The sequence below is a fragment of the Kumtagia ephedrae genome, assembly GCF_003012745.1.
In the GTDB taxonomy this organism is placed as follows: domain Bacteria; phylum Pseudomonadota; class Alphaproteobacteria; order Rhizobiales; family Rhizobiaceae; genus Kumtagia; species Kumtagia ephedrae.
Map to the genome: position 1 here is coordinate 174,859 of NZ_PXYK01000007.1, position 25,824 is coordinate 200,682.

Annotated in this window: 11 protein-coding genes; 6 read left to right on the plus strand and 5 right to left on the minus strand. The window is 66.0% G+C overall.

Annotated features, from left to right (window positions below):
* The first annotated feature begins 117 nt into the window (after positions 1 to 117).
* Complete coding sequence (locus tag C7I84_RS09630) at positions 118 to 417, plus strand: DUF3572 domain-containing protein (protein ID WP_106771956.1); 300 nt, start codon at positions 118 to 120, stop codon at positions 415 to 417.
* Positions 414 to 1,067, plus strand: coding sequence for a hypothetical protein (locus tag C7I84_RS09635; RefSeq protein ID WP_106771957.1), 654 nt, complete (start codon positions 414 to 416; stop codon positions 1,065 to 1,067). Before C7I84_RS09630 ends, C7I84_RS09635 begins: the two co-directional genes overlap by 4 nt.
* A 48-nt stretch (positions 1,068 to 1,115) precedes the next feature.
* On the opposite strand, the gene C7I84_RS09640 is transcribed toward C7I84_RS09635, so the two are convergent.
* Positions 1,116 to 3,455: a calcium-binding protein gene (locus C7I84_RS09640; RefSeq protein ID WP_106771958.1), complete on the minus strand. Its 2,340-nt coding sequence runs from the start codon at positions 3,453 to 3,455 to the stop codon at positions 1,116 to 1,118.
* A 693-nt stretch (positions 3,456 to 4,148) separates the two neighbouring features.
* Here C7I84_RS09640 and C7I84_RS09645 point away from each other — a divergent pair.
* On the plus strand, positions 4,149 to 4,367 hold the full coding sequence (locus tag C7I84_RS09645; RefSeq protein ID WP_106771959.1) for a hypothetical protein: 219 nt from the start codon (positions 4,149 to 4,151) through the stop codon (positions 4,365 to 4,367).
* 49 nt (positions 4,368 to 4,416) lie between these two features.
* On the opposite strand, the gene C7I84_RS29995 is transcribed toward C7I84_RS09645, so the two are convergent.
* Positions 4,417 to 7,140 (minus strand): calcium-binding protein, encoded by a 2,724-nt coding sequence (locus C7I84_RS29995; protein ID WP_165816038.1) that lies wholly within the window; start codon positions 7,138 to 7,140, stop codon positions 4,417 to 4,419.
* 344 nt (positions 7,141 to 7,484) lie between these two features.
* On the opposite strand from C7I84_RS29995, the gene C7I84_RS09655 reads away from it, so the two are divergent.
* Entirely contained in the window at positions 7,485 to 8,459 is a 975-nt protein-coding gene (locus tag C7I84_RS09655) for a helix-turn-helix transcriptional regulator (protein ID WP_133170079.1), read from the plus strand.
* A gap of 83 nt (positions 8,460 to 8,542) precedes the next feature.
* On the opposite strand, the gene C7I84_RS09660 is transcribed toward C7I84_RS09655, so the two are convergent.
* The 3 genes from C7I84_RS09660 to C7I84_RS09670 all read right to left on the minus strand — a co-directional run bounded on the left by C7I84_RS09660 (position 8,543) and on the right by C7I84_RS09670 (position 20,657).
* Positions 8,543 to 11,668: a S8 family serine peptidase gene (locus C7I84_RS09660; RefSeq protein ID WP_106771961.1), complete on the minus strand. Its 3,126-nt coding sequence runs from the start codon at positions 11,666 to 11,668 to the stop codon at positions 8,543 to 8,545.
* A gap of 184 nt (positions 11,669 to 11,852) precedes the next feature.
* A complete protein-coding gene (locus tag C7I84_RS09665; protein ID WP_106771962.1) occupies positions 11,853 to 15,539 on the minus strand; it encodes a calcium-binding protein in 3,687 nt (1,228 codons plus the stop codon).
* A 285-nt stretch (positions 15,540 to 15,824) separates the two neighbouring features.
* Positions 15,825 to 20,657 (minus strand): beta strand repeat-containing protein, encoded by a 4,833-nt coding sequence (locus C7I84_RS09670; RefSeq protein ID WP_106771963.1) that lies wholly within the window; start codon positions 20,655 to 20,657, stop codon positions 15,825 to 15,827.
* Positions 20,658 to 21,548: 891 nt separating this feature from the next.
* Here C7I84_RS09670 and C7I84_RS09675 point away from each other — a divergent pair.
* The gene (locus C7I84_RS09675; RefSeq protein ID WP_106771964.1) at positions 21,549 to 25,448 is read left to right on the plus strand and encodes a vitamin B12-dependent ribonucleotide reductase; all 3,900 of its coding nucleotides are present in this window, start codon (positions 21,549 to 21,551) and stop codon (positions 25,446 to 25,448) included.
* Between the two features lie 11 nt (positions 25,449 to 25,459).
* On the plus strand, positions 25,460 to 25,792 hold the full coding sequence (locus C7I84_RS29665) for a hypothetical protein (RefSeq protein WP_133170080.1): 333 nt from the start codon (positions 25,460 to 25,462) through the stop codon (positions 25,790 to 25,792).
* Positions 25,793 to 25,824: the final 32 nt, after the last annotated feature.

Consider the following 25,824-nt stretch of genomic DNA (forward strand, 5'->3'; position numbering starts at 1 on the left):
AAACTGTTCCGTCCGCTGAGGCGATCGTGAACGCAACGATCGCCCGGCTCGCTTGCCCGGCCGGCACTACCCGGCTACTGGCAGATAGGAATTTGTTGCGGGAGTCGCCAGAAAGCCATGCCGGCGCACAAGACCACAGCGGCGGATGCCGAGGCCCTGGCCGTGTCGGCGCTGGCGTTCATCGCCGGCGACCCGGTGCTGTTGCCGCGCTTCCTGGCGCTGACCGGCATCGAGGCGCAGGCGATCCGCCTGGCGGCGCGCGAGCCGGGTTTTCTGGCCGGCGTGCTGCGCTTCATCCTGGCACACGAGCCGACCCTGCTTTCCTTCGCCGAGCATGCCGGGATCGACCCGGCCTCGGTCGGCGCGGCGCTCAGGGCGCTGCCCGACGGCGACGAACTTTATGAGGCATCGACATGAGCGACGATCCCGAAACAGCGCGCCAGATCGCCGAGCTGGCGCCCGGCACGCGGCCGCTGCTGGTGCTCGACGTCGACGACGTGCTGATGGAGTTCATCGCGCCGTTCATGCGCTTCCTCGACGCACAGGGGCTGCATCTGTCGCTGGAGACTTTTCGGCTGCACGGCAACATCACGCGGCGCGAGACAGGGGAAGCGCTCGACTACGAGGCCGTCTCGACGCTCATCGATGATTTCTTCGCCGCGCAGGACCGCTGGCAGTCGCCGCTCGCCCGGGCGGTCGAGGCGGTGGCGGAGCTTTCCGACCAGGCCGACATCGTGCTGCTCACGGCGATGCCGCACCGGCACCGGGCGGTGCGCCGCATCCATCTCGACAGCCTCGGCTTCCCCTACCCGCTGCTGACCACCGAAGCGGCCAAGGGGCCGGCGCTGCGCCGGCTGCTCGGCGCCACGCCGCGTCCCATCGCCTTCGTCGACGACACGCCGCACAATCTCGTCTCGGCCCGCCAGACGCTCGCCGACGTGCATCTGTTCCACCTGATGGGCATGCCGGCCTTGCGTCCGCTGCTGTCGCCCTTGCCCGAGCGCGTCGAGATCGTCGACGAGTGGCACGAGGCCGGCCCGCGGATCGCCGCCGCGCTGGGCATCTGAACAGGGCCTTTGCCGTTCTTCCCTGCGCCGCACTGCGGGACCGCGGCCTCAAGCCACCGAAAAATCCAGGTTCGTCATAGCCAGGCCGGCGTCGGCGACGGCGAACAGGACACCGCCGCCGGCCGCGTCACCGTTGAAGTCGTAATAAACCTCGCCCGTGTCCATCTCGTAGATGATGCGGTCGCTGGCGTCCTCGGCGAGACCATCGTCATTGGCGCGGAAGGCGGCGGCGGCCAGCGTGCCCGGCGTCAGCGCCGTGAAGATCGCGTCGGACAGGAGGAAGCGGTCGTCGGCCACGATGAAGTCGATGATGGTGTCGACATTGCCGCCCCCCAGCGCCGTGGCGAAGACGAAGGTGTCGTCGCCGCCGAAGCCGCGCAGCGTGTCGGCCCCGCCTTTGCCCTCCAGCCGGTTGTCGCCGGCATTGCCGACGATTTCCTGCGCGATCTCATTGCCGGTGAGCCATATGTCCGAGGTCCCGCCGGAGCCGTTGGTGGTCATGATCTCGACACGGACGTCCGCGTCGAGCGTGTAGCTGACGGCGGCGACGACCCGGTCGGCGGCACCTTGCACCGCGCTCTCCTCGATCACGTCGGCGGAATTGAACACGCGGTAGGTGTCGTCGCCATCGAGCCCGCGCAGCGTGTCGGCCGCGCCCTTGCCGCCGTCATGCAGGATATTGTCGCCGGCATTGCCGATGATCTCCTGGGCCAGCACGTTGCCGGTGAGGTTTATATCGGCCAGCCCTGCCGATGAGGTCGTGCCCAGGATTTCGACCTGCACGCCGGCGCCGAGCGCATAGTCCACCGCCGCCGCGACCTTGTCGGCCGTGCCCTGCGACACGCCTTCGGAAACCGTCGTGGCGGAATTGTAGACGAGATAGGTGTCGTTGCCGGCAAACCCCTTCATCGCGTCGGCGGCGCCGCCGCCATCCTTCAGCGTATTGCCGGCCGCATTGCCCTCGATCGCCTGCGCGAAGGTGTTGCCGGTCAGGTCGATCGCCGCCATACCGGTCGAGCCGTTGGTGGTGAGGCGCTCGATCGAGGCCCCTGCAGTCAGTTGATAGCTGGTCGTGGCGATGACGCGGTCCTCGCCACTACCGATGATCTCGTCGATGACGTCGCCGGCCTGGCCGACGCGGAAGACATCGTCACCCTTTCCCCCGGCCATGGTGTCGTTGCCGTCCTTGCCGTCGATGGTGTCGTTTTCGACCGTGCCTATGATGATCTCGCCGGCATTGGTGCCGTTGACCTTGATGATGTCCGTGCCGTTCGTCCAGTTCGAGAAGGCCAGGCCTGCGAGGTCGAACAGGCCGGCGCCGGTGCGGTCGACGGTGAGCGTGTCCACCGCGGCGCTGCCGGTGACCTTGTCGAAATCGATGATCGCCTCGGAGCCGAACCGCGCGCTGCTGACGCCGGACTGGTAGGTGAGTTGCTCGACGCCGTTGAACACCACCTCGAAGAAGTCGATCGCGCCGGCGTCGGCGAGTTGCACGGTGTCGGTGCCGGCGGCGCCGATCACCCCCTCCGCCTCGCCCTTCACCAGGTCGCTGCCGGCGCGGTAGACGAACTTGTCGGCGCCGTCGTTGCCAAACAGGAGATCGGTGCCGCCGCCGCCCTCCAGCGTGTCGCCGGCGGAGCCGCCATTGATCGTGTCGTCCTCGCTTGATCCGACGAGGTCGTTGGCGACGAAGATTTCGCCCTCGATCGAGATCGTCTGGTCGGGCCTGCCCCAGGTCAGAAAACTGACGCCGCTCAGGTCGGTATCGGCACCCTCCACGACGACCACATTCTGCTCGGACTTGGTGCCGATGACCTGCTTGATCGCATCGGCGCCTAACTGGTCGTCATTGAAGGTGGCGGTGATGATCTGCGCGAACTGCACCTGCTCGACGTCGACGATCGTGGTCCCGGTGAAATCGTAGTCGGCAACCTGGGTGAGCAGCAGCCCGTCGGTGCCGTCGCCGCCGTCGAAGATCGAGCCCGCCACCGCTCCGAACGGAAGCCGCAGGATGTCGTTGCCGCCATAGGCGAACAGCTTGTCGATGCCGCCGCCATTGTTGAGCGCGCCGATCTGGTCCTTGCCGTCGGTGCCGTGGATCTCGTCGTTGCCCACCGTCCCGAATATCTGGACCTGGTCGAAGCCCGTCCAGTTCGACAGCGTCCAGTCCTTGGCCGAAAAGAAACCGGCCGCGGACATGTCGACCCGCAGGAAATTGTTGCCGGCGCCGCCGGTCAGCGTGACGGTCTCGGAGACCTGCCCGCCGCCGAACTGGCTGCTGTCGAAGGTGGCGGAGATCGAGATGTCGTCGCCATAGACGATCTCGTCGATGTCGACGAGGTCGTCGGCCGAGAAGTCGGTGGAAACATCTACGTTGAGCGTGGGCATGATTCCTCCTTGAAATGAGACGTCATTTCAATGCGAAGATGTCTGCCCCGTCGGAAGGTCGGACGCGCGGGACGCGTCCAGAATTGTCAAAGCCTGCAGCCGGCCCCTAATGTGGGCTCAGGACAATCTTGCAGGCAACATGCTTCCAGATGTTTGCACTATACTCGCACAAGGCCCGCAAAGCCAGCCGCGACAACAAACACGCTGTATTTTACCGTCCTGTCACCCCTGTGACTATCGCCATATCGCCCAATTCTCGTCACGGCGTCGGGCGGCCGCTCGCCGGCTGTCGCCGACCCGGCAATTCACATTTTGGCGGCGGCGTTTACGCAAACGATCGGACGGCCCGGCAAGCGCCTGTTGGGGCACCGAGTGCGGCGCATGGCCGGGCCGCCGACGCTGCGATTGTGACGCGGGCCCTATGACGGCGCCAGTCGGCATATGCCGACTGCCTGCCTTGGCTCGCGTCACCGCAGCTCCTGGTCCCGACGTCCGGTGCCGGCTTCGAAGGGCCGGTCCCGGGCGGCGGGTTGTTCCCGCAAGGCGCATACCGCAGTGGCGGCACGCCTGTTCACGGCATGAATTGAGGACGGCGGGAGGAAGCGGGCCGATCACCTCATCGTCGGTTGCGGGCTTCCGGCCGGGCGCACGGTAGTCTTTCCACCGCGCGCCGCCGCCCTATCTTAGTCGGCTATGAAAGATCTGCCGGCCGACATCGACGCCGATGCCGTCATCACAATCGGGCGCTATCTCGACGACCACGGCCGCTCGGCGCCGGTGTCGCTCGGCATCGCCATCCCGGAGGTCCGCGCGCTCGTCAGCACCCGGCTCTCCAACAAGGCGATCGAGGAGCTGCTCGTCCAGATGGCGGCGACACGCGGCATGGCGGTCCTGCTCGACAATCACGGTTGACTGTGCGGTCCCGGCCGGAACACGTCCGGCCGGGACCTGATGGTTTTGCCTATGCGATGCTGAAGTCCGCATTGGTCAGGCTGAGGCCGGTATCGAGTTTTGCGAACAGCACGCTGGCGCCGGCGCCATTGCCGTCGGCGTCGTAGTACAGCTCGCCCGTGTCGGTCTCGTAGACGATGCGGTCGCTGGCGTCCGCCGCAAGACCCGTCGTGTTCGCCCGGAAGGCGGCAGCGGCAAGCGTGCCGGGGGCGTTGAGGACGGTGAAGACCGCGTTCTCCAGCTCGATCGTGTCGGCCGCCGCGTTGAAATCGACGATGGTGTCGACATTGCCGGCACCCAGCGCCGAGGAAAACACGAAGGTGTCGGCACCGCCGCCACCTTGCAGAGTGTCGATGCCACCCTTGCCGTCGATGCGGTTCACCCCTGCATTGCCGGTGATCGTCTGCGCGATTTCGTTCCCGGTAAGATCGATGCTCGCCTTGCCGGCCGAACCGTTGGTCTGCACGATCTCGACATGGACGCCGGCGCCGAGCTTGTAGTCGACCGCCGTGACGACCTTGTCGGCGCTGCCCTGCGAGGCAGCCTCGACGATGAGGTCGCCGGAGTTGAAGATGCGATAGGTGTCGTTGCCGCCAAGCCCCTTCATGGTGTCCGCCGAGCCAGCGCCGCCATCGTGCAGGATGTTGTCGCCGGCATTGCCGGTGATCTCCTGCTTCAACGCGTTGCCGGTGAGGTCGATCGCCGCCTTGCCGGCAGAGCCGTTGGTCGTCATGATTTCGACTTCCACGCCGGCACCGAGCTTGTAGTCGACCGCGGCGGCGACCTTGTCGGCGGTGCCTTGCCCGGCGGCCTCGGCGATGAGGTCGCCGGAATTGTAGACGCGGTAGGTGTCGTTGCCGCCAAGCCCCTTCATGGTATCCGCCGCGCCGGCGCCGCCGTCATGCAGGATGTTGTCGCCGGCATTGCCGGTGATCGTCTGCGCCAGCGCATTGCCGGTCAGGTCGATCGCCGCCTTGCCTGCGTTGGAGGTGGTCGAGAGGATCTCGACCTCGACGCCGGCCCCGAGCACGAAATCCACCGCCGCCGCGACCTTGTCGGCGCTGCCCTTGCCGGCCTCTTCGAGAACCACGGTGCCGGCGGCATAGACCAGATAGGTGTCGTTGCCGTCGAGCCCCTGCAGCGTGTCGGCCGCGCCGCCGCCGTCCTTCAGCAGGTTGACGCCGTTGTTGCCGTAAATCTCCTGCGACAGCGCGTTTCCGGCCAGGTCGATCGCCAGGGTGCCCTTGTAGTTGGCCGTGCTCAGAGTCTCGACGTCATCGTCGGCCGCGAGCGCGAAGCTGTCCCTGGCCGCCACCAGATCGGTGCCGTTCCCGGCTGTTTCGATGATCACGTCGCCGGTGCCATCGACAAAGTACCGGTCGTCGCCGCTGCCGCCATCCAGCGTGTCGTTGCCCTCGCCGCCGTCCAGCCGGTCGTTACCACCCTCGCCGATGAGCGTGTCGTCACCGCCGTTGCCGTTGATCTGGTCGTCGCCTCCCTGGCCGTCATACACATCGTTGCCCAAATGGCCGAAGATGTTGTCGACCAGCTCGTCGCCGGTGAAGACCGTGTCGGAAGCCAGCCCCGCCGTCGTGGTGCGCACGATCTCCGTCACGGTCGAGCTGATCCGGCCGCTGCTGGAGTCGGCCGTGTTGTCCTGCCACACCGTCATGAACTTGCCGGCGAGCAGGCCGGCGATGGAAGGATCCGTATCGGAGCCGCCCGAAACGTTGAGCGTGAACTCGTCGGTCACCGGCGTGCCGTCCGGCATGAACACCCGCGCCAGCACGTCGTTGTCGATGATGTCGAAATTCTTGCGCCAGGTCACCGCGATGAAGCCGTTTTCGAGCATCGTGACGTCGGGCTCGGATTCGTACTGGCTGGACGGCGCGTTGACGCGGATGAAGCCGGTGATGCCGTCGCCGTTGCCGTCGAACACTTTCAGCGTGATCGCCAGATTGCCGGCATCGTCCGATCCCCAGCCGCTGTCCGTATAGACGACCGCCCAGTTGCCGCCCTCCAGTCCGACCACCTTGGAGGCGGTGTTGTCGCCGAAGCTGTCGATGACGAAGTCGTTGACCTTGGTCGTCCCGTCGGCATTGTAGATGCGGGCATGCAGCACCTGATCGGACGGAGCGGTGTCGGTATAGGTCACGACGTAGCCGCCGGTGCTCAGGCCCGCCACGGCCCCCAGGCCCTGGTTTCCCGGCAGGGCGGCATTCACCTGGAAGAAGCCGCCGTCGAGAATGCCGGTGCCGGCGAAACGCCCTTGCATCACGTTGCCGCCTTGGGTGAAGGTCATGACGACCTCGCCATTGTCGAGGGCGGTCAGCTTCAGGTCGGTGAAGTCGGTGCCGGTATAGAACGTCAGCTCGTCAGGATATTGTTGGCCATTGATGTCGTAGAGGCGCGCCTTGATCCCGGCATCGTTGTCGCCCTCGTCCTTCCAGGCGACCAGGACGGTGCCGTTGGTGAGCTGGATCACCTGCGGCTGGCCGGCTGCCTCGGTGGCGCCGTCATGCGGTATCCTGTAGTTGCCGATGAGATTGTGGTCGGCATCGTAGAAATCGACCAGGATCTGGCCGCCCGCGGCGCCGCTGTTGTTGTAGGCGACGACGGAGTTGCCGTTCGTCAGACCCGTGATGTGCGGGGCGAACTGGTTGCCGGCTTCGAAGCTGTTCGCCTGGAACTCGGCTTCGACGACCGAGCGGCTGTAGTTGGTGCTAAAGGCCATTGGTGCATTCCTTCTGACAATAGGGTTCCCGCCGCGGCCGTGTGGCGCGGGGATGGATTTTCCTGATGGATGTGCGAAGGTTTCAGCCGGTCTGCCGCGCAGCCTCAGCGGGGGTGGCGGCGCCGGAAGTCCTTTCGCGATTTTCGGCGCCAGATAGACGACGCCCCCAGCCTCGTCTTGCACCCACGGGCACCGGGCTTGACCGTGGGGGAACTCGTGTCAGCCAGGCGCGAAAAAGATCGTGTTTCCTATGAGATGAGCGCGGCTGTCGCGGTCGCTGCGTATTGTTCGTGCTCCGCCGCGTCGGCGGTGCCGCCCTCCTCACAGCCGAAAGAACCCCGTTCATGACCGACAAGGTCGTGCTCTCGACCCACGACATGCCGGCGCAGCTCGATGACCTGGCCCGCTTCCGGACCTGGCACGACATGTATGTGGCGGCCTATTGCGAGTTCGACCTCAGCCGCGTCGGCGAAACGCCCTTTGCCGCGACGACGGAAGCCCGGCAGATCGGCGGCGTCAACGTGGCCGAGACGACCGCCGCGGTCGAGCGGCTGGTGCGCGACCGGCGCCAGGTCGCGACCGCCGTGCGTTCCAATTTCTGCCTCGCCTTCAGCCGCAACAATTCTCCCATCGTCCAGGCGCAGCTCGGCCGCGAGACCGTCCATCGCCTCGACAGCCCGGTGCTGGTGACGGAGAGCGAGACCGGCGACATCCGCCAGCCGGGCGGTTTCGATTTCTTCCTCATCGACCTGCCCGCCAAGCTGCTGCTGGAGCGCGTGGCGCATGCCTTCGATCTGGTGTCGCAGCCGCTCGACGCGGCTCCACAGGCCTCGGCGCACCTCAAGCGCTACCTTGCCATCCTGCCGCAACTGGCGGCGGACAAGGCGGAATCGGCGCTGACCACCCATGTCGAATCGACCCTGATCGACCTGGTGTCGCTTGTCCTGGGGGCCAACGGCGATTCGGCCGAGCTGGCGCGGATGCGCGGCCTGCGTGCCGCCCGGCTGGAGGAGATTTTTGCCCTGATCCGCAAGCACTATGCCGATCCCGAGTTCTCGACGGCGCATGTGGCGCGCCGGCTCGGTCTGACGCCGCGCTACGTCAACGATCTCCTGCAGGAGACCGGCACCGGATTTTCCGAGCGTGTCACCGAACTGCGGCTGCAGGCGGCGCGAAAGATGCTGGCCGACCGCGGCAAGGACCGGCTGAAGGTCATCGACATCGCCTACGCCGTCGGCTTCAACGAGGTGTCCTACTTCAACCGCCGCTTCCGCCAGCGCTTTGGCGAGAAGCCGACGGAAGTGCGCGGCGACGGCTGACCGATTTCGTCCATACCGGAGATGCGGACGGGCGGCCCAATGACGTGGAATGGCGCTTTTGTCGCCGTCCGCCGAGGCCTGGCTCAGGCGACGGAAAAATCGGCGCTGGTGAGGGCTAGCCCGGCCGTGATCGTGGCGAAATGGATGCCGGCCGCGGTGCCGGTGCCGTCCGCGTCGTAGAAGATGCTTCCCGTATCGGTCCGGTAGACGATGCGGTCGTCGGCGTCCCCGGCAAGCCCGGTGGCGTTGGCAAGGAAGGCGGCCGCGGCGAGCGCGCCTTGCGCCAGTGCGGCAAAGATCGACGCCGACAGAAGAAGAACGTCCTCGCCGACGCCGAAATCGGTGATCGTATCGACATTGTCGGACCCGAGCGCGCTGGCGAAGACGAAGCTGTCGGCGCCGCCGAGCCCGCTCAGCCGGTCCGTCCCGCCCTGCCCCTCCAGCCGGTTGTCGCCGGCATTGCCGTAGATCCGCTGGCCGAGCTCGTTGCCGGTCAGGTCGATTGCCGCGCGCCCGGCCGCCGAGATGGTGGTCATCACCTCGACATCGGCGCCGGCGCCGAGCGCATAATCCACCGCCGTGGCCACACGGTCGGTGCCCCGTCCGGCCACCTCGACGATCGTGGTCGCCGCGGAACGGACGATATAGGTGTCGTCGCCCAGGAACCCGCTGAGCACATCGCCTGCCCCACCGCCGTCCCCCAGAACATTGTCGCCGGCATTGCCGGTGATCGCCTGCGCAAGCTCGTTGCCGGTGAGTTTGACGGCCGCCGTGCCGCCTGCCGACAGGGTGCTCATCGCCTCGACATGGACGCCGGCCGCCAGCGCATAGTCGACCGCCGCGGCGACCTTGTCGGAAGCGCCCTGGGCGGCGCCCTCGACGATGGTCGTGCCCGAAGTGTAGATGCGATAGGTGTCGTTGCCGGAAAGGCCGCGCAGGTGATCGGCGGCGCCGGCGCCGTCGGTCAGCACGTTGTCGCCGGCATTGCCGACGATCTCCTGCGCGAAGCCGTTGCCGGTCAGGTCGATGGCGGCGGTGCCGACTGAACCGTTGGTAGTCAGGCGCTCGACATGCACGCCGGCGCCGAGCCTGTAGTCGACTGCCGCCATCACCCGGTCGGCCTCGCCCTGCGCCGCGCCCTCGGCAATGAGGTCGGCGGCGTTGAAGACCCGGTAGACGTCGTTGCCGCCGAGCCCTTTCATGACGTCCGCGGCGCCCTTGCCGCCGTCATGCAGCACATTGTCTCCGGCATTGCCGATGATCGTCTGGGCCAGCCTGTTGCCGGTGAGATCGAGGGCCGTCAGGCTGCCATTCGCGGTGGTGCGCAGCGTCTCCACCGCGGAGCCCGCGGCAAGCGTGTAGTCGATGTTGGCGGCGACCAGGTCGGTGCCCTGCCCCGCCTTCTCGAAGGAGCCGTCACCCGCGCCGTTCACGTAATAAATGTCGTTGCCGCGTCCGCCGTGCAGGGCGTTGTCGGCGCTATTGCCGAAGATGACGTCGTCGCCGTCGCCGGTCACCGCGTTCTCGATCACCGTTCCGGCGGCGATCTCGATGAATTGCCCGCCCTCCAGCGTCGAAAACGCGCCTTCCCGCAGATCGAGGCGGATGTCGCCGCGTACCGCCGCCATGTTCAGCCAGTCGAGACCGGCATCGCCGTCGTCGACGAGCCGGCGCGCCGGATCGAGCGCGGCCATCGCCGAAAACTCGTCGGTGAAGTGGTAGACGTCGTCGGCGCCTTCGGCGCGGCCGTGGATGCGGAACTGGACGTCAGTGAGTTGGCCCGACGGTCCGCCGGCTCGCGAGACCCGGATCGACCAGTCGCCTTCCGCCGCGACGTTGCGCAGTCCCTCGACGCTGAACCGCCAGATCACGTCGGCATAGGTGATCGACGGCGTGTCGTAATAAAGCAGCGGATGGACGCTGCCGTCGGGCGCGATCAGTTCGGCGCTCAGCACCGGGAAAGTGGAATTGACGAAGCGCAGTGTGACGTCGACCTGCTCGACCACCAGGTCCGAGGTCAGCGACAGCGTATAGATGGCGGGCTGCTCGGTGATCGCCAGGTTCGCCTTGCCCGACAGGTCGACGAAACTCTCGTTCGTGGAGGTGCGGGGCGCGCCGAACAAACCCCAGGCCTCGGCCATGCGCACCGCGTTGGAGCCGTTGACTACGCCGTAGCCGTAGTTGACGTGGTAATGCAGGCCGCCGCCGTTCCAGCTGTCGGCGCCGTTCACCACCCAGGTGCCGTTCTCGAATCCGGTGCTTGCAGCGCCGATGGCGCTTCCCGTATGGGTGGCCGACAGCGCAAGTATGTCGCGCACGTCGGGCCAGCCGAGAGTTTCGTTCGCCTCCAGCATGAGCGCCGCGACGCCGGACACGACGGGCGCTGCCCCGGAGGTGCCGCCGAACTGGTTGGTGTAGTCGTTGTCGCCGCCGCCGTTCCAGTTCCATCCCTCTTCGCCGAGGATGTCGACAGTGACCATGTTGTAGCCGGCCGGTGCCGAGACCAGGACATTGGCGCCGTGGTTGGAATAGTCGGCCGCCAGACCGTCCTCCGTCACCGATCCCACCACGACCACGTGCCGCGAGACGTTCAGCCCGATGCTCTGGGCGTTCCAGTAGTCGTTGCCGGCCCCCTTGACGACAATCGTCCCGAGCCCACCGCGGCCGTTCTCGGCTAGATCTTCCCAGATGCCGGCGATCTGAAAATCGACGGTGTCGGGGCGGATGACGTTGTGGCTGTAGTAAAAGGACGACCGGAAACTCCAACTGTTGTTGACCACGTCGAGCAGCGCGCCCTGGGCCAGCGCCGCATACAGGCCGGTCAGCGTGCCCATGTTGACGTAGAGCGGCGTGGCGGGGTTGAAGATGTCGAAGCCGGTCAGGCTGGCGCCGGGCGCCACGCCTACCGAGCCCTTGCCGTCCAGCGCCGCGGCGATGACGCCGGCGACATGCGTGCCGTGCTCGGTGCCGTGCGGGTTGCCGTCCTTGGCCGGGCCGGTATAGGCGGCGTCATAGACCGTGCCCTCGAAGACGAGATGCTTGGTCGCGTCATAGTTCGCCGCGAGCTCGGGATGGGCGTACTGGATGGCACTGTCGTAGATGCCGACCGAGACGCCCGCGCCGGTATAGTCGTCCCAGACCGTCGGCATGTCGCCGATCAGCGCGAGATGCCACTGCGCATCGTAGAGCGGATCGCTTGGATGCGGCATGCCCCCTTGCACCCCACATGGCGCCGGCGGCCCGCAATGGCCGTCCGCTGCCGGTGAATTAGGCACATGCCAACGGATTGTTCAACGGAAATCTGGCGCGTATCTCCGCGGCCGGCGATCTTCTTCCTTCGCGGTCGATGTCCGGCCGGGTGAGACGCGTGTGAAATCCCCTTGGACGTCGCGGCTACGCCACCGACAAATCCGCACTGGTGAGCGCCAGCCCGGCGGTGATCGTGGCGAAGTGGACACCCGCCACCCCGCCCACGCCGTCCTCGTCATAGAACAGCTTGCCCGTGTCGCTCTCGTAGACGATGCGGTCGGTCGCATCCTGGGCGAGCCCTGTGGTGTTGGCCCGGAACGCCGCGGCCGCAAGCGTGCCGGTGTTCAGTTCGGTGAAGATCGCATCCGACAGCAGGAAGCGGTCGTCAGCGACGTTGAAGTCGGTGACGATGTCGACATTGCCGGCGCCAAGCGCGGTGGCAAAGACGAAGGTGTCCTTGCCGCCAAGGCCGCTGAGCACGTCGAGCCCGCCCTTGCCTTCCAGCCGGTTGTCGCCGGCGTTGCCGACGATCTCCTGCGCCAATTCGTTGCCGGAAAGATCGATGGCGGACGTGCCGCCCGAACCGTTGGTGGTCATGATCTCGACATGCACGCCGGCGTCGAGCGTGTAATCCACGGCGGCTACGACGCGGTCGGCATTGCCCTGCGCCGCCGCCTCGACGATGACGTCGCCGGAATTGAAGATGCGGTAGGTATCGTTGCCGCCGAGCCCGCGCAGGATGTCCGCTGCGCCCTGGCCGCCGTCATGCAGCACGTTGTCGCCGGCATTGCCGGTGATGTCCTGCTTCAGCGCGTTGCCGGTGAGGTCGATACCCGCCGTGCCGCCGCTGCTGCTGGTGGTCAAGATCTCGACGTGCACGCCGGTGCCGAGCTTGTAGTCGATTCCGGCGGCCACGCGGTCGGCGCTGCCCTGGGTCGCGCCCTCGACGACCACGGTGTCGGCGCTGTAGATGAGATAAGTGTCGTTGCCGCTCAGACCGCGCAGCAGGTCTCCGGCGCCGACACCGTCCTTCAGAACGTTCTGCCCGGCATTGCCGATGATTTCCTGCTTCAGTGCATTGCCGGTAAGGTCGATGGCTGTCGTGCCGGTCGAGGATGTCGTGGTAAGCAGTTCGATGTCGGCGCCGGCCGCCAGCGCATAGCTCGCCCGCGCCGCCACCCGGTCCGCCGTGCCGTTGCCGGCGATCTCGATGACGACGTCTGCCTGCGTGTCGACGAAGTAGGTGTCGTTGCCGGCATTGCCTTCCAGCCGGTCGACGCCGCTGCCGCCGTCGAGGATGTCGTCCCCGTCCGCTGCCGTGATCGTGTCGTCGCCTGCGCCGCCCTTGACGGTGATCTTTGCCAGCGCGCCCAAAGCGCCGCTCATGCTGATGACATCGTCGCCGCCGCCGGCGTCGAGCACCAGGTTCTCCACCGTACCGACATCGAGCGCAAACGGCACGGGATTGGTCCGCTGCAGCAGCACCCGGCCGATGTTCTCGGCGATGGTGAATATCTCGGCGCCGGCGCCGCCGTTGACCTCGGCGGTGTCGGTGCCCTCGCCACCCTCCATCACGTCGCTGCCGTCGCCATCGTTCCAGATCATGCGGTCGTCGCCGGCCTCGCCCAGCAAGATGTCGCCGCCGATCCCGCCGACAAGCGTGTCGTTGTCGTCGCCGCCTTTCAGCACGTCCTGCCCGCCGCCGCCCTTGAGCGTATCGTTGCCGGTGCCGCCTTCGATCGACACCGCCCGCAAATGGCTCGACGCATCGACGCTGTCGTTGCCGCCGAGCGCCCGCACGACGATGGCGTCGCCCGATTCCACCCTGGTTATCTCCACCGTCGCGGCAAGGCCCGAGACGGTCGTCTTGGCACTGCCGCCCGAGATCACCACGGCATTGGCGCCGTTGGTGCCGTTGACGGTGACCTTGTCGGCGGCTCCGTCGCCGACGCTGCCGCCCGCCGCGGCCAGGCTGATCTTCACCAGGTCGACGTCGGTTCCGGAGAGGTCGTTGACGACGACGTTGTCGGTCCCGGCCAGGGCGTTGAGTTCGATCTGCTCGATATCGTCGAGATCCATGACGATGTTGGCGATGTCGCGGAAGAAGCGGACCCGCCCGCCATTCGCCGCGATGTCGAAATTCTCGTTGGCGCCGCTGCCGTTGAACAGCAGCGCATCGAAGCCGGCCTGGCCTTCGACCGTATCGTTGCCGTCGCCCGGGTCCCACTGGAACACGTCGTTGCCGGCCCCCAGGAAGGCCACGTCGTTGCCCTGCTGGCCGTCGAGGAAATCGTCGCCCTCGCCGCCGAGCAGAAGGTCGATGCCGTTGCTGCCCAAAATCGTGTCGTTGCCGGCGCCGCCGTCGATCGTGATCCTGATCAGTGCCGCGAGATTGCCGGTCGTCGAGATGAAATCGTCGCCGCCGCCGGCGTTCAGCACCAGGTTCTCGGTCGTGCCGATGTCGAGCGAGGAAGGCGCCGGATCGAGTCGATCGGAGCGCACCCGTGCGCCGTTGGCGGTGATCGTGAACTCCTCCGCGCCGGCTCCGCCATTGACCTCGGCCGTGTCGTTGCCCTCGCCGCCCTCCATCAGGTCGGTGCCGTCTCCGGAGTTCCAGATCATGCGGTCGTCGCCGGCCTCGCCCAGCATCTGGTCGCTGCCGATGCCGCCGGAAAGCGTGTCCTTGTCCGCTCCGCCGACCAGCACGTCGTTGCCGCCGCCGCCCTTCAGCGTGTCGTTCCCGACGCCGCCATTCAGCGTCACCGCATGCAGCGCCGCGGATGCGTCGATGCCGTCGTCGCCGCCGAGCCCGTTCACCGCCACGACGTCGGTCGCCTCCAGCGTCGCTATCGACACCACGGCCTGCAGCCCCGCGATCTTGGCGTCGGTCGCGCCGCCCGACACGACGATGGCATCGCCAGCCCCGGTGCCGTTGACCGCGACGGTATCGATCTGCGCATCCCCGGCGGTTCCGCCGATCACGCCGGCCAGGTTGACCGCCACCTGCGTGACGTCTGTGCCGGAGAGATCGTTGACGGTGATCGTATCGGCTCCGCCCAGGGCGTTGTGCTCGAGCCGCTCGACGTCGTTCAGGTCCATGACGATGTTGCCGACGTCGCGGAAGAATCTCACCCGGCCGCCATTGGCCGCGATGTCGATATTCTCGTTGGCGCCGCTGCTGTTGAACAGCATGCGATCGAAGCCGGCCTGGCCTTCGACCACGTCGCTGCCGTCGCCCGGGTCCCACTGGAAGACGTCGTCGCCAGTACCGAGGAAGGCGACGTCGTTGCCCTGCTGGCCGTCGATGAAATCGTTGCCGATGCCGCCCAGCAGGACATCCGCGCCGTTGCTGCCGAGGATCGTGTCGTTGCCCGAGCCGCCGTCGACGGTGATCTTGATCAGGGCGGCGAGATTGCCGGTGGCGGAGATCTTGTCGTCGCCGCCGCCGGCATTGAGCACGAGGTTTTCCGTCGTGCCGATGTCGAGCGCCGCCGGCGCCGGGTCGAGGCGGTCGAACCGCACCCGCGTTCCGTTGGCGGTGATGGTGAAGACCTCGCCGGCGGCGCCGCCATTGGCTTCGGTCGTGTCGACGCCGTCACCGCCTTCCATCAGGTCGGTGCCGTCGCCGGAATTCCAGATCATGGTGTCGTCGCCGGCCTCGCCGAACATCTGATCGTCGCCGCCGCCGCCCTCAAGCGTGTCGTTGCCGCCGCCGCCGCTCAGGATGTCGTCTGCCGCACCGGGGGCTGATCCGCCCGATGTCGCGACAGTCGGAGACACGAGATCCGGCGTGATGGTCTCGTTGGCATCTGTGCCCGTGAAGGTAGCCATGACTGCTCCCGATCGGTGTCTTCCGCACGGAGGGAAGGCGAAAACTATCGAAGCGACCGCGAGAATATCCGATGGCAGCCGCCGGCCGGCAAGACAAGGCCTTCGGCACCTTGGCGAGCGTCTGCAACGGGTCGATGTCGCTTGGCGATGCCGAACGATACCGATCCGTTACCCGTGGCCCATTGATTGAATGAGACTGCAAAGGCTGCCGGACATCGGAGCGCCTGCCTGCCGCGCGCCGCCGGAGCGGGCGCCGCGAGGATCAGGCCCCGCGGCGCTTGAAATTCAGACCACCGCGAAGTCGGCGTTGGTCAGTGTCGGCAATCCCGTGAGCGTGGCAAAGTGGATGCGCGCGCCGGCGCCGTTGGCGTCGGCGTCGTAGTAGAGCCGGCCGGTGTCGGTCTCGTAGATGATGCGGTCGTTGCTGTCCTGCGCCTCTCCGGTGGTGTTGGCCCGGAAATTGGCCAGGCTCAGCGTTCCGGTCGTGGTCAGCGCGGCAAAGATCGCATTTTCCAGCCGTATCGTATCGTCGACGACGCTGAAGTCGGCGATCGTGTCGATATTGGTCGCGCCGAGGGTGGAGGAGAACAGGAAGAAATCCTTGCCGGCTCCTCCCGTCAGCACGTCGTCGCCCGCCTTGCCGTCGAGGATGTTGGCGCCGGCATTGCCGGTGATCGACTGCGCGATCTCATTGCCGGTGATATCGATGCCAGAGGTTCCAGAGGCGCCATTGGTCTGCATGATCTCCACATGCACACCGGCGCCGAGCGTGTAGTCGATCGCCGACACCACCCTGTCGGCTGTCCCCTGCGTCGACGACTCGACGATGATGTCGCCGGCGTTGTAGACGCGGTAGGTGTCGTTGCCGCCGAGCCCGGTCATCGTATCGGCGGCGCCCGCCGCGCCGGAGCTCAGGATGTTGTCGCCGGCATTGCCGGTGATCTGCTGCGCCAGCGCATTGCCGGTCAGATCGATGGCCGATGTCCCGGCAGCGCCGTTGGTCTGCATGATCTCGACCTCGATCCCGGCCTTGAGCACGTAGTCGACGGCGGCCAGCACGCGGTCCGCGGTCCCCTGCCCGGCGCCTTCGACGATCACGTCGCCGGCATTGTAGACGCGGTAGGTGTCGTTGCCGCCGAGCCCGGTCATCGTATCGGCGGCGCCCGCCGCGCCGGAGCTCAGGATATTGTCTCCGGCATTGCCGGTGATCTGCTGCGCCAGCGCATTGCCGGTGAGGTTGATCGCCGTCGTGCCGGCAGCGCTGGTGGTGGTGAGCAGCTCGATCTGGACCCCCGCCTTCAGCACATAGCTCACGCCGGCTGCCACCTTGTCCGCCGTGCCCTGGCCCGCCCCCTCGACGACGACGGTCCCGCTATTGCGGACGATGTAGGTGTCGTTGCCGCCGAGCCCGGTCATCGTGTCGACGCCGGCGCCACCGCCGTCGGAGAGGATGTTGGCGCCGGCATTGCCGGTGATGTCCTGCACCAGCGCGTTGCCGGTAAGGTCGATGGCCGCCGTCCCGGCCGCGTCGTCGGTCGCCATGATCTCGACCTCGACGCCCGATTTCAGCACGTAGTCCAAGCCCGCGATCACCCGGTCGGCTGTGCCCTGCCCGGTCGCCTCGACGATCACGTCGCCGGCGTTGAAGACCCGGTAGGTATCGTTGCCGCCGAGGCCCCTCAGCGTATCCGCAGCACCCGCCGCACCGGCGCTCAGGATGTTGTCGCCGGCATTGCCGGTGATGTCCTGCGCCAGCGCGTTGCCGGTCAGATCGATGGCCGACGTGCCGGCCGCGTCGTCGGTCGCCATGATCTCGACCTCGACGCCGGCCTGCAGCACATAGTCCAAGGCCGCCGCCACTTTGTCGGCCGTGCCCTGCCCGGCGCCTTCGACGATCACGTCGCCGGCATTGTAGACGCGGTAGGTGTCGTTGCCGCCGAGGCCGGTCATCGTGTCGGCCGCACCCGCCGCGCCGGAGCTCAGGATGTTGTCGCCGGCATTGCCGGTGATCTGCTGCGCCAACGCATTGCCGGTCAGATCGATGGCCGACGTGCCGGCCGCATCCTCCGTTTCGAGCAATTCGACATGGACGCCGGCGGCCAGCGCATAATCCACGGACGCCATCATGCGGTCGGCCGCGCCTTCGGCGGCGCCCTCGATGATGATCGCGGCGGAGTTGCCGACCTTGTAGGTATCGTTGCCGCCGAGACCCCGCAGCGTGTCGATGCCGGCGCCGCCGCCGTCTGCCAGAATGTTGTCGCCGGCATTGCCGGTGATCTTCTGGGCGAACGTGTTGCCGGTGATGTTGATGGCGCTTGTTCCACCCGAGGAACTGGTGGTCATCACCTCGACTTCGCTGCCGGCCGTCAGGACATAGGACGCCTTCACCACGACCTTGTCGTTGGCGCCCTCGCCCACCGCCTCGGTGACGACATCGCCGGCGTTGTCGACATAGAAGGTATCGTCGCCCTTTCCGCCGGCCAGGGTGTCGGCGCCGCCGGCGCCATCCAGGACGTCGTCGCCGTCGAGGCCCTCGAGCTTGTTGGCCGAGCCGTTGCCGGTCAGCTTGTCGATGAAGTTGGAGCCGCGCAGGTTCTCGAAGCCGATGAAGGTGTCGCCCTCCGCATGCCCGCCGGTGGCGACGCCGGTCGCGAGGCTGACGGTCACCCCGGCGTCCGATCCGGCATAGCTCAGCGTATCGCTGCCCGTGCCGCCGTCGACATTGTCGTAGCCGACATGGCCGGTATAGGTGTCGGCGCCGCCGTTGAGGAGTATCTGGCTGCCGTAAAGTGTCGTGATGCCGCTGAGGTCGAAGACGTCGGCGCCTGTGGTACCGAACAGCGCCGCGCCGTTGAGGTTGAGCTCCTCCACCCCGGCCGCCGCATTCAGGATGAGGCTCGACAGTGTCGTATTGTCGGTCAGGAAGACGCGGTCGTACTCCGTGCCGCCGATGAAGCTGTCCTTGCCGGCCTCGTTGCCGCCGATGTAGAAGTAGTCGTCGCCCGCTCCGCCATCCAGCGTGTCGTCGCCCTTGCCGCCGGTGAGCTCGTCATTGCCGTCGCCGCCCGACAGCGTGTCGTTGCCGTCGCCGCCATCGACCAGATCCGTGCCGACATGGCCGGTATAACTGTCGACACCGAGGCCGAGCTGGATGAGGGAATAGGGGAGCGACGTCAGGCCGCTGAGGTCGAAGACGTCGGCCCCGTCCGTCCCGGAAAGCGTCCAGCCGTTGAGGGTCAGTTCCTCGACGCTGCCGGCCTTGAGCGAAAGATAGGATACCGAGACGTCGGCGATAAGATAGACGCGGTCATAGTCGTCGCCGCCGACGAAGCTGTCCTTGCCGGTCTCGTTGCCGCCTATGTAGAAATAGTCGTCGCCGGCGCCGCCGTTGAGATTGTCGTCGCCCTTGCCGCCGGTGAGTTCGTCATTGCCGTCGCCGCCCGACAGGGTGTCGTTGCCGTCGCCGCCGTCGACCAGGTCCGTGCCGATGTGCCCGGCATAGCTGTCGGCGCCGCCGTTGAGATTGATGGTCGCATAATCGATGGAAGACAGGCCGCTGACGTCGAAGACATCGTCTCCGCTGGTGCCGGACAGCGTCCAGCCGTTGAGGCTCAGATGTTCGACGCTTCCGGCCTTGAGGGTCAGGCTCGACAGCGCGGTATCGGCGGTGAGCGACAGGTAGTCGAAACCAGCGCCGCCGACATAGCTGTCCTTGCCCACTTCGCTGCCGCCGATATAGAAGGTGTCGTCCCCCTCGCCGCCTTCCAGCGTGTCGTCGCCCTTGCCGCCGGTGAGCAGATCGTTGCCCTTGCCGCCGGAAAGCTTGTCGTTGCCGTCGCCGCCGTCGACGAGGTCGCTGCCGACATGGCCCACATAGCCGTCGGCGCCGGCGTTGAGATTGATGGTGACATAGTCGATGGACAAGACGCCGCTGACGTCGAAGGCGTCGTTGCCGCCCGTTCCCGACAGCGTCCAGCCGTTGAGGCTCAGATAGTCGACGCTGCCGGCCTTGAGCGTCAGGCTCGACAGAACGGTATCGGCGGTCAGGAACAGATAGTCGTTTCCGGCACCCCCGACGAAGCTGTCCTTTCCGCTATCGGTTCCGCCGATAAAGAAATAGTCGTCGCCGCCGCCGCCATTGAGGCTGTCGTCGCCCTTGCCGCCGGTGAGTTGGTCGTGACCGTCGCCGCCCGACAGCGTGTCGTTGCCGTCGCCGCCGTCGACCATGTCCGTTCCGACATGGCCGACATAGCTGTCAGCTTCGGCGCCGAGATTGATCGTGACCGCGTCGAGCGCCGCCAGGCCGCTGACGTCGAAGACGTCCTTGCCGCTCGTTCCCGACAGCGCCCAGCCGTTGAGGCTCAGCTGCTCGACGCTGCCGGCCTTGAGCGTCAGGCTCGACAACGACGTATCGGCCGTGAGCTGGACGTAGTCGTAGTCGGCCCCGCCGACATAGCTGTCCTTGCCGACGTCGTTGCCGCCGATGTAAAAAACGTCGTCGCCGCTTCCGCCGTTGAGAACGTCGTCGCCCTTGCCGCCGGTCAGCTGGTCGTAGCCAGCGCCGCCCGACAGCGTGTCGTTGCCGTCGCCGCCGTCGACGATGTCGGTGCCGGCATGGCCGGTAAAGCTGTCGACGCCGTTGCCGAGATTGATGGCACCGCCATAGAAATTGGTCAGCCCGCTCAGGTCGAACGTGTCGTTGCCGCCGGTTCCCGACAGCGAATAGCCTTGGGAGTTGAAATCCTCGACGCTGCCGGCCTTCAGGAGGAGGCTCGACAGCGCTGTGTCGGCGAAGAGAGCGAGAACGTCGTAGTTGGCTCCGCCATTGAAGGTGTCCGAGCCCGCATCGGTGCCGCCGATGTAGAAGATGTCGTCTCCGGCGCCGCCGTTCAGCGTGTCGTCGCCGGTGTCGCCGTAGAGAACGTCGTTGTCATTGCCGCCGTCGAGCGTGTCGTTGCCGCCGCCGCCACGGATTTCGTCGTTGCCTTCGAGACCGTTCAGCGTGTCGTTGCCGATGTCGAGAAGAGGGTCGCCACCGTCGGGATAGCCATAGATGAAATCCCCGTCCACCGTGCCGTTCTTGGTGTCAGCACCATTCGTTCCGAAGATGGTAGCCATCCGGATTCCCCCCGCCAAAGATGTCGATATGCTTGAGCGCCTTCGCAGGTCACCCGGCCCCGCCTGATTTGTAGATTTTCTTAAGGAAATAATCAACTGTCAACTTGCGAGTATTCTTTGGCTTCTTCCAAGGCCCGCAAAGACATCGACAACCGAAACATGATCACCGATCGGCATGTAGTTGGCCGGAGCTGATCTCGCATTGTGCTCGGAAGCTGCGGAACGAAGGTCAAATCCACTCGACTTCGACCTGGATCGAAGTCGAACGACCGACGATGCGCGAGGATCCTCTGCCCGTCCCCGCCACTCGCATCCATGCCGGCACGATGCGTTCCCCATCCCCGCTATCCACATGCCCACCCACAAGATGTTGAGGCTGCGGGATTGCCGCAAACGAATCCTTGACGGCCCCGGACGAGTCGCCTTTTATGGATGACGCGCCTCTGTTGCGGGCGCGGCCGGCGGGCCTTCCCGCAGGCCCTGTGAAGTGAACCTTCAAGTGTTTTCGGGCATTTCGCCGCCCCTTCCGGGCGGGCGGAGGCCTGTTGCGTCACGCGTGGCTTTTTTCGCGCCGGAAAGCGTCGAAAGGGTGGCGAGAAAGGTGTGGTTAACCTATATTTAGTGTTTACCGACGACGATGGACGCTAGATGAAGTGGTTAGTCGACTTCGGGATCAAGCGGCGGCCGGAACGCAGGGGCCGCCTCGAGGGCTCGATCCCAGGCGTCGACGCAGTGCTCCACGGGGCGGCCTTCCCGGACGAGGCGGAAGGTTTCGGGGCAAAGGTGCCGCGGCCATGACGGCGGCGGCGGACGGTGGATCTAGCCCTGCCGATGAGAGCCGGTGGCAGCCGGCGGGCAGGCGCTATATATAGACATGAAGGACTGAGCATCATGCGGATCGAGCGGCGTTTCACCAAGTCCGGACAGAGCCCCTATGCGGAGATCGATTTCCGCAAGGCGGTGAGCGAGATCAAGAACCCGGACGGCTCCGTCGTCTTCCGGCTGGCCGACATCGACGTGCCCCAGCAGTTCTCGCAGGTCGCCGCCGACATTCTGGCGCAAAAGTACTTCCGCAAGGCCGGCGTGCCGGCGCGGCTGAAGAAGGTCGAAGAGACCTCCGTCCCGTCCTTCCTGTGGCGCTCGGTGCCCGACACCGAGGCGCTCGCCGCGCTGCCCGAGGCCGAGCGCTACGGCTCCGAGACCGACGCCCGCCAGGTCTTCGACCGACTGGCCGGCACCTGGGCCTATTGGGGCTGGAAGGGCGGCTACTTCGCATCGGAAGAGGATGCGAGGACGTTCCGCGACGAACTCGCCTACATGCTCGCCACCCAGCGCGTCGCCCCCAACTCGCCGCAATGGTTCAACACCGGCCTGCACTGGGCCTACGGCATCGACGGCCCCGGCCAGGGCCATTTCTACGTCGACCCGTTCACCGGCAAACTCACCAAGTCGAAATCCGCCTACGAGCATCCGCAGCCGCATGCCTGCTTCATCCAGGGCGTGCAGGACGACCTCGTCAACGAGGGCGGCATCATGGACCTGTGGGTGCGCGAGGCGCGCCTGTTCAAATACGGCTCCGGCACCGGCTCCAATTTTTCCATGCTGCGCGGCGAGGGCGAAAAGCTGTCCGGCGGCGGAAAATCGTCGGGCCTGATGAGCTTTCTGAAGATCGGCGACCGCGCCGCCGGCGCCATCAAGTCGGGCGGCACGACGCGCCGCGCCGCCAAGATGGTGATCGTCGACGCCGACCATCCCGACATCGAGGCCTTCATCGACTGGAAGGTGAAGGAGGAGGAAAAGGTCGCCTCGCTCGTCACCGGCTCCAAGATCGTGAAAAAGCACCTCGCCGCGATTATGAAGGCCTGCGTCAACTGCGAAGGCAGCGACGACGACTGTTTCGACCCGTCGGTCAACACCGCGCTGAAGCGCGCCATCAAGGACGCCAAGAAGAGCGCCGTGCCGGAGAACTACATCAAGCGCGTCATCCAGTTCGCGCGCCAGGGCTACACCGCGCTCGACTTCAGGACCTACGACACCGACTGGGATTCCGAGGCCTATCTCACCGTCTCCGGCCAGAACTCCAACAACTCGATCTCGCTCAGGGACGATTTCCTGCGCGCCGTCGAGACCGACGGCGAGTGGAACCTGATCCGCCGCATGGACGGAAAGGTCCACAAGACCCTCCCCGCCCGCGACCTGTGGGAGAAGATCGGCTACGCCGCCTGGGCCTCGGCCGATCCGGGCCTGCATTTCAACACCACCATGAACGACTGGCACACCTGCGTGTCGGCCGGCGCCATCCGCGCCTCCAATCCGTGCTCGGAATACATGTTTTTGGACGACACGGCCTGCAACCTGGCGTCCATCAACCTGCTGCCCTACCGCAATGCCGACGGCAGCATCGACATCGCCGCCTACGAGCACACCGTGCGCCTGTGGACCATCGTGCTGGAAATCTCCGTCATGATGGCGCAGTTCCCGTCCAGGGAGATCGCCAAGCTCTCCTACGACTACCGCACGCTCGGCCTCGGCTACGCCAATATCGGCGGCCTGTTGATGACCTCCGGCATCCCCTATGATTCGGCCGAGGGCCGCGCCATCTGCGCCGCGCTCACCGCCATCATGACCGGCGTCGCCTATGCCACCTCGGCCGAGATGGCGGCCGAGCTCGGCGCCTTCCCCGACTACGGCCGCAACAGCGTCCACATGCTGCGTGTCATGCGCAACCATCGCCGCGCCGCCTATGGCGAGAAGGACGGCTACGAGAAGCTGGCGGTCAACCCGGTGCCGCTGGTGCATGCCGACCTCGTCCAGAGCGAGCTCGGCGAGCATGCGAAAACCGCCTGGGACCGCGCCATCGAGCTCGGCGAGGAGCACGGTTTTCGCAACGCCCAGGCGACGGTGATCGCGCCCACCGGCACGATCGGCCTCGTCATGGACTGCGACACCACCGGCATCGAGCCCGACTTCGCCCTGGTGAAGTTCAAGAAGCTCGCCGGCGGCGGCTACTTCAAGATCATCAACCGCGCCGTGCCCGAGGCGCTGCGCACGCTCGGCTATTCGGAAAGCCAGATCGCCGAGATCGAGGCCTATGCGGTCGGCCACGGCAATTTGAACCAGGCGCCCGGCGTCAACCTGACCACGCTCAGGACGAAGGGATTCACCGACGACAAGATCGAGGCGCTCAACGCCGCGCTGAAGTCGGCCTTCGACATAAAGTTCGTCTTCAACCAGTGGGCGCTCGGCGCCGACTGGCTGAAGCAGACGTTCGGCTTCACCGACGAGCAGCTCAACGATTTCTCCTTCGAGATGCTGCCGTCGCTCGGCTTCACCAGGAAGGAGATCGAGGCCGCCAACATCCATGTCTGCGGCGCCATGACGCTGGAGGGTGCACCCTTCCTGAAAGCCGAACATCTGCCGGTGTTCGACTGCGCCAATCCCTGCGGCAAGATCGGCAAGCGCTACCTGTCGGTCGAGAGCCACATCCGCATGATGGCGGCGGCGCAGCCCTTCATCTCCGGCGCCATCTCCAAAACCATCAACATGCCGAACGAGGCGACCGTCGAGGACTGCAAGAACGCCTACATGCTGTCGTGGAAGCTGGCGCTGAAGGCCAACGCGCTCTACCGCGACGGCTCGAAGCTGTCGCAGCCGCTGAACGCCTCCCTCATCGCCGACGAGGATGAGGACGAGGACGACGCGGTCGAGGCGCTGGTCGCCGCCCCCGCCGCCGCCAAGGCCGTGCAGGTGACGGAAAAGATCGTCGAGCGCGTGGTCGAGCGCCTCTATCGCGACCGCGAAAAGCTGCCGAACCGCCGCCAGGGTTATACGCAGAAGGCGGTCGTCGGCGGCCACAAGGTGTACCTGCGCACCGGCGAGTTCGGCGACGGGCGGATCGGCGAGATTTTCATCGACATGCACAAGGAAGGCGCGGCCTTCCGCGCCATGATGAACAATTTCGCCATCGCCATTTCGCTCGGCCTGCAATACGGCGTGCCGCTCGAGGAATATGTGGAGGCCTTCACCTTCACCAAGTTCGAGCCGGCGGGCGTGGTCATCGGCAACGATGCCATCAAGAACGCAACCTCGATCCTCGACTACGTCTTCCGCGAGCTCGCCGTCTCCTATCTCGGCCGCCACGACCTCGCCCATGTCGACGTGTCGGATTTTTCCAACACGTCGCTCGGAAAAGGCATCCAGGAGGGCAAGACCAATCTGGTCTCGACCGGCTGGACGCGCGGCCACAAGCCGACGCTGGTCGGCAAGTCGAACGAGGCCAAGGGGTTTGCCGGCGCCGGTGCAGGTGGCTCCAGCCCCTCCCCCGCCGCCGCTCCCGTCCGCGCCGCGCCGACCGCCTCCGGCGGTTCCAACGTGCGCGCCTTCACCGGCAGCACCGTGACCGCGCTGAAGCCGCTCGCCTCCGAACTGCGCGACGAGGTCACCGCCTTCAAGCGCGACTACGAGGAGCGGGCGAAGGAGCTGGCGGAAGACATCGCCTTCGACGAGGAATGGGCACCCGAGGCCGACGCCTCCCCCACGCCCGCCGCCTCCGCCGCGCCGACCTCCCGCGCCGCCGCCTCGTCCGGCGCTTCGGCGACGGCCGACCTCTTCACCGACGCGGCGGCGCGCGAAGCGTCCGACGCCAAGGCGATCGCCGCCGAGCGGCGCAGCCAGGCCATCATGCGCGGCTACACCGGCAACATGTGCTCGGAGTGCCAGAATTTCACGATGGTGCGGAATGGGACTTGCGAGAAGTGCGACACGTGCGGGGCGACCAGCGGGTGTAGTTGAAAGACGATCAAATGAACCTAAAAGACTTCGTCCGAACAACACTGTTGGAAATTATGGAAGGTGTTGCAAGCGCGCAACAGGAATGGAATTCAAGGCCAAACTCAAAAGGTGTCATCAACCCGGTCTTTGGCTCTGTCCAAGAGGCACACAAATACACAAGGACGGTCAAGTTTGATGTCGCGGTAACCGTCTCGGAGGCTAAGGAAGGCTCCGGGAATGCAGGGCTGAAAATATGGAGCGTTGAGCTTGGAGCTAGTGGTGCACTCTCTAGCGGTAACAGCACTGTCAGTCGCGTCGAATTTGAGATTCCTGTCAACCCGGCTGCGCTTATAGTCGAGTCGTGACGGAAATCTGCCAAGCGCCAACGCTGAAGATT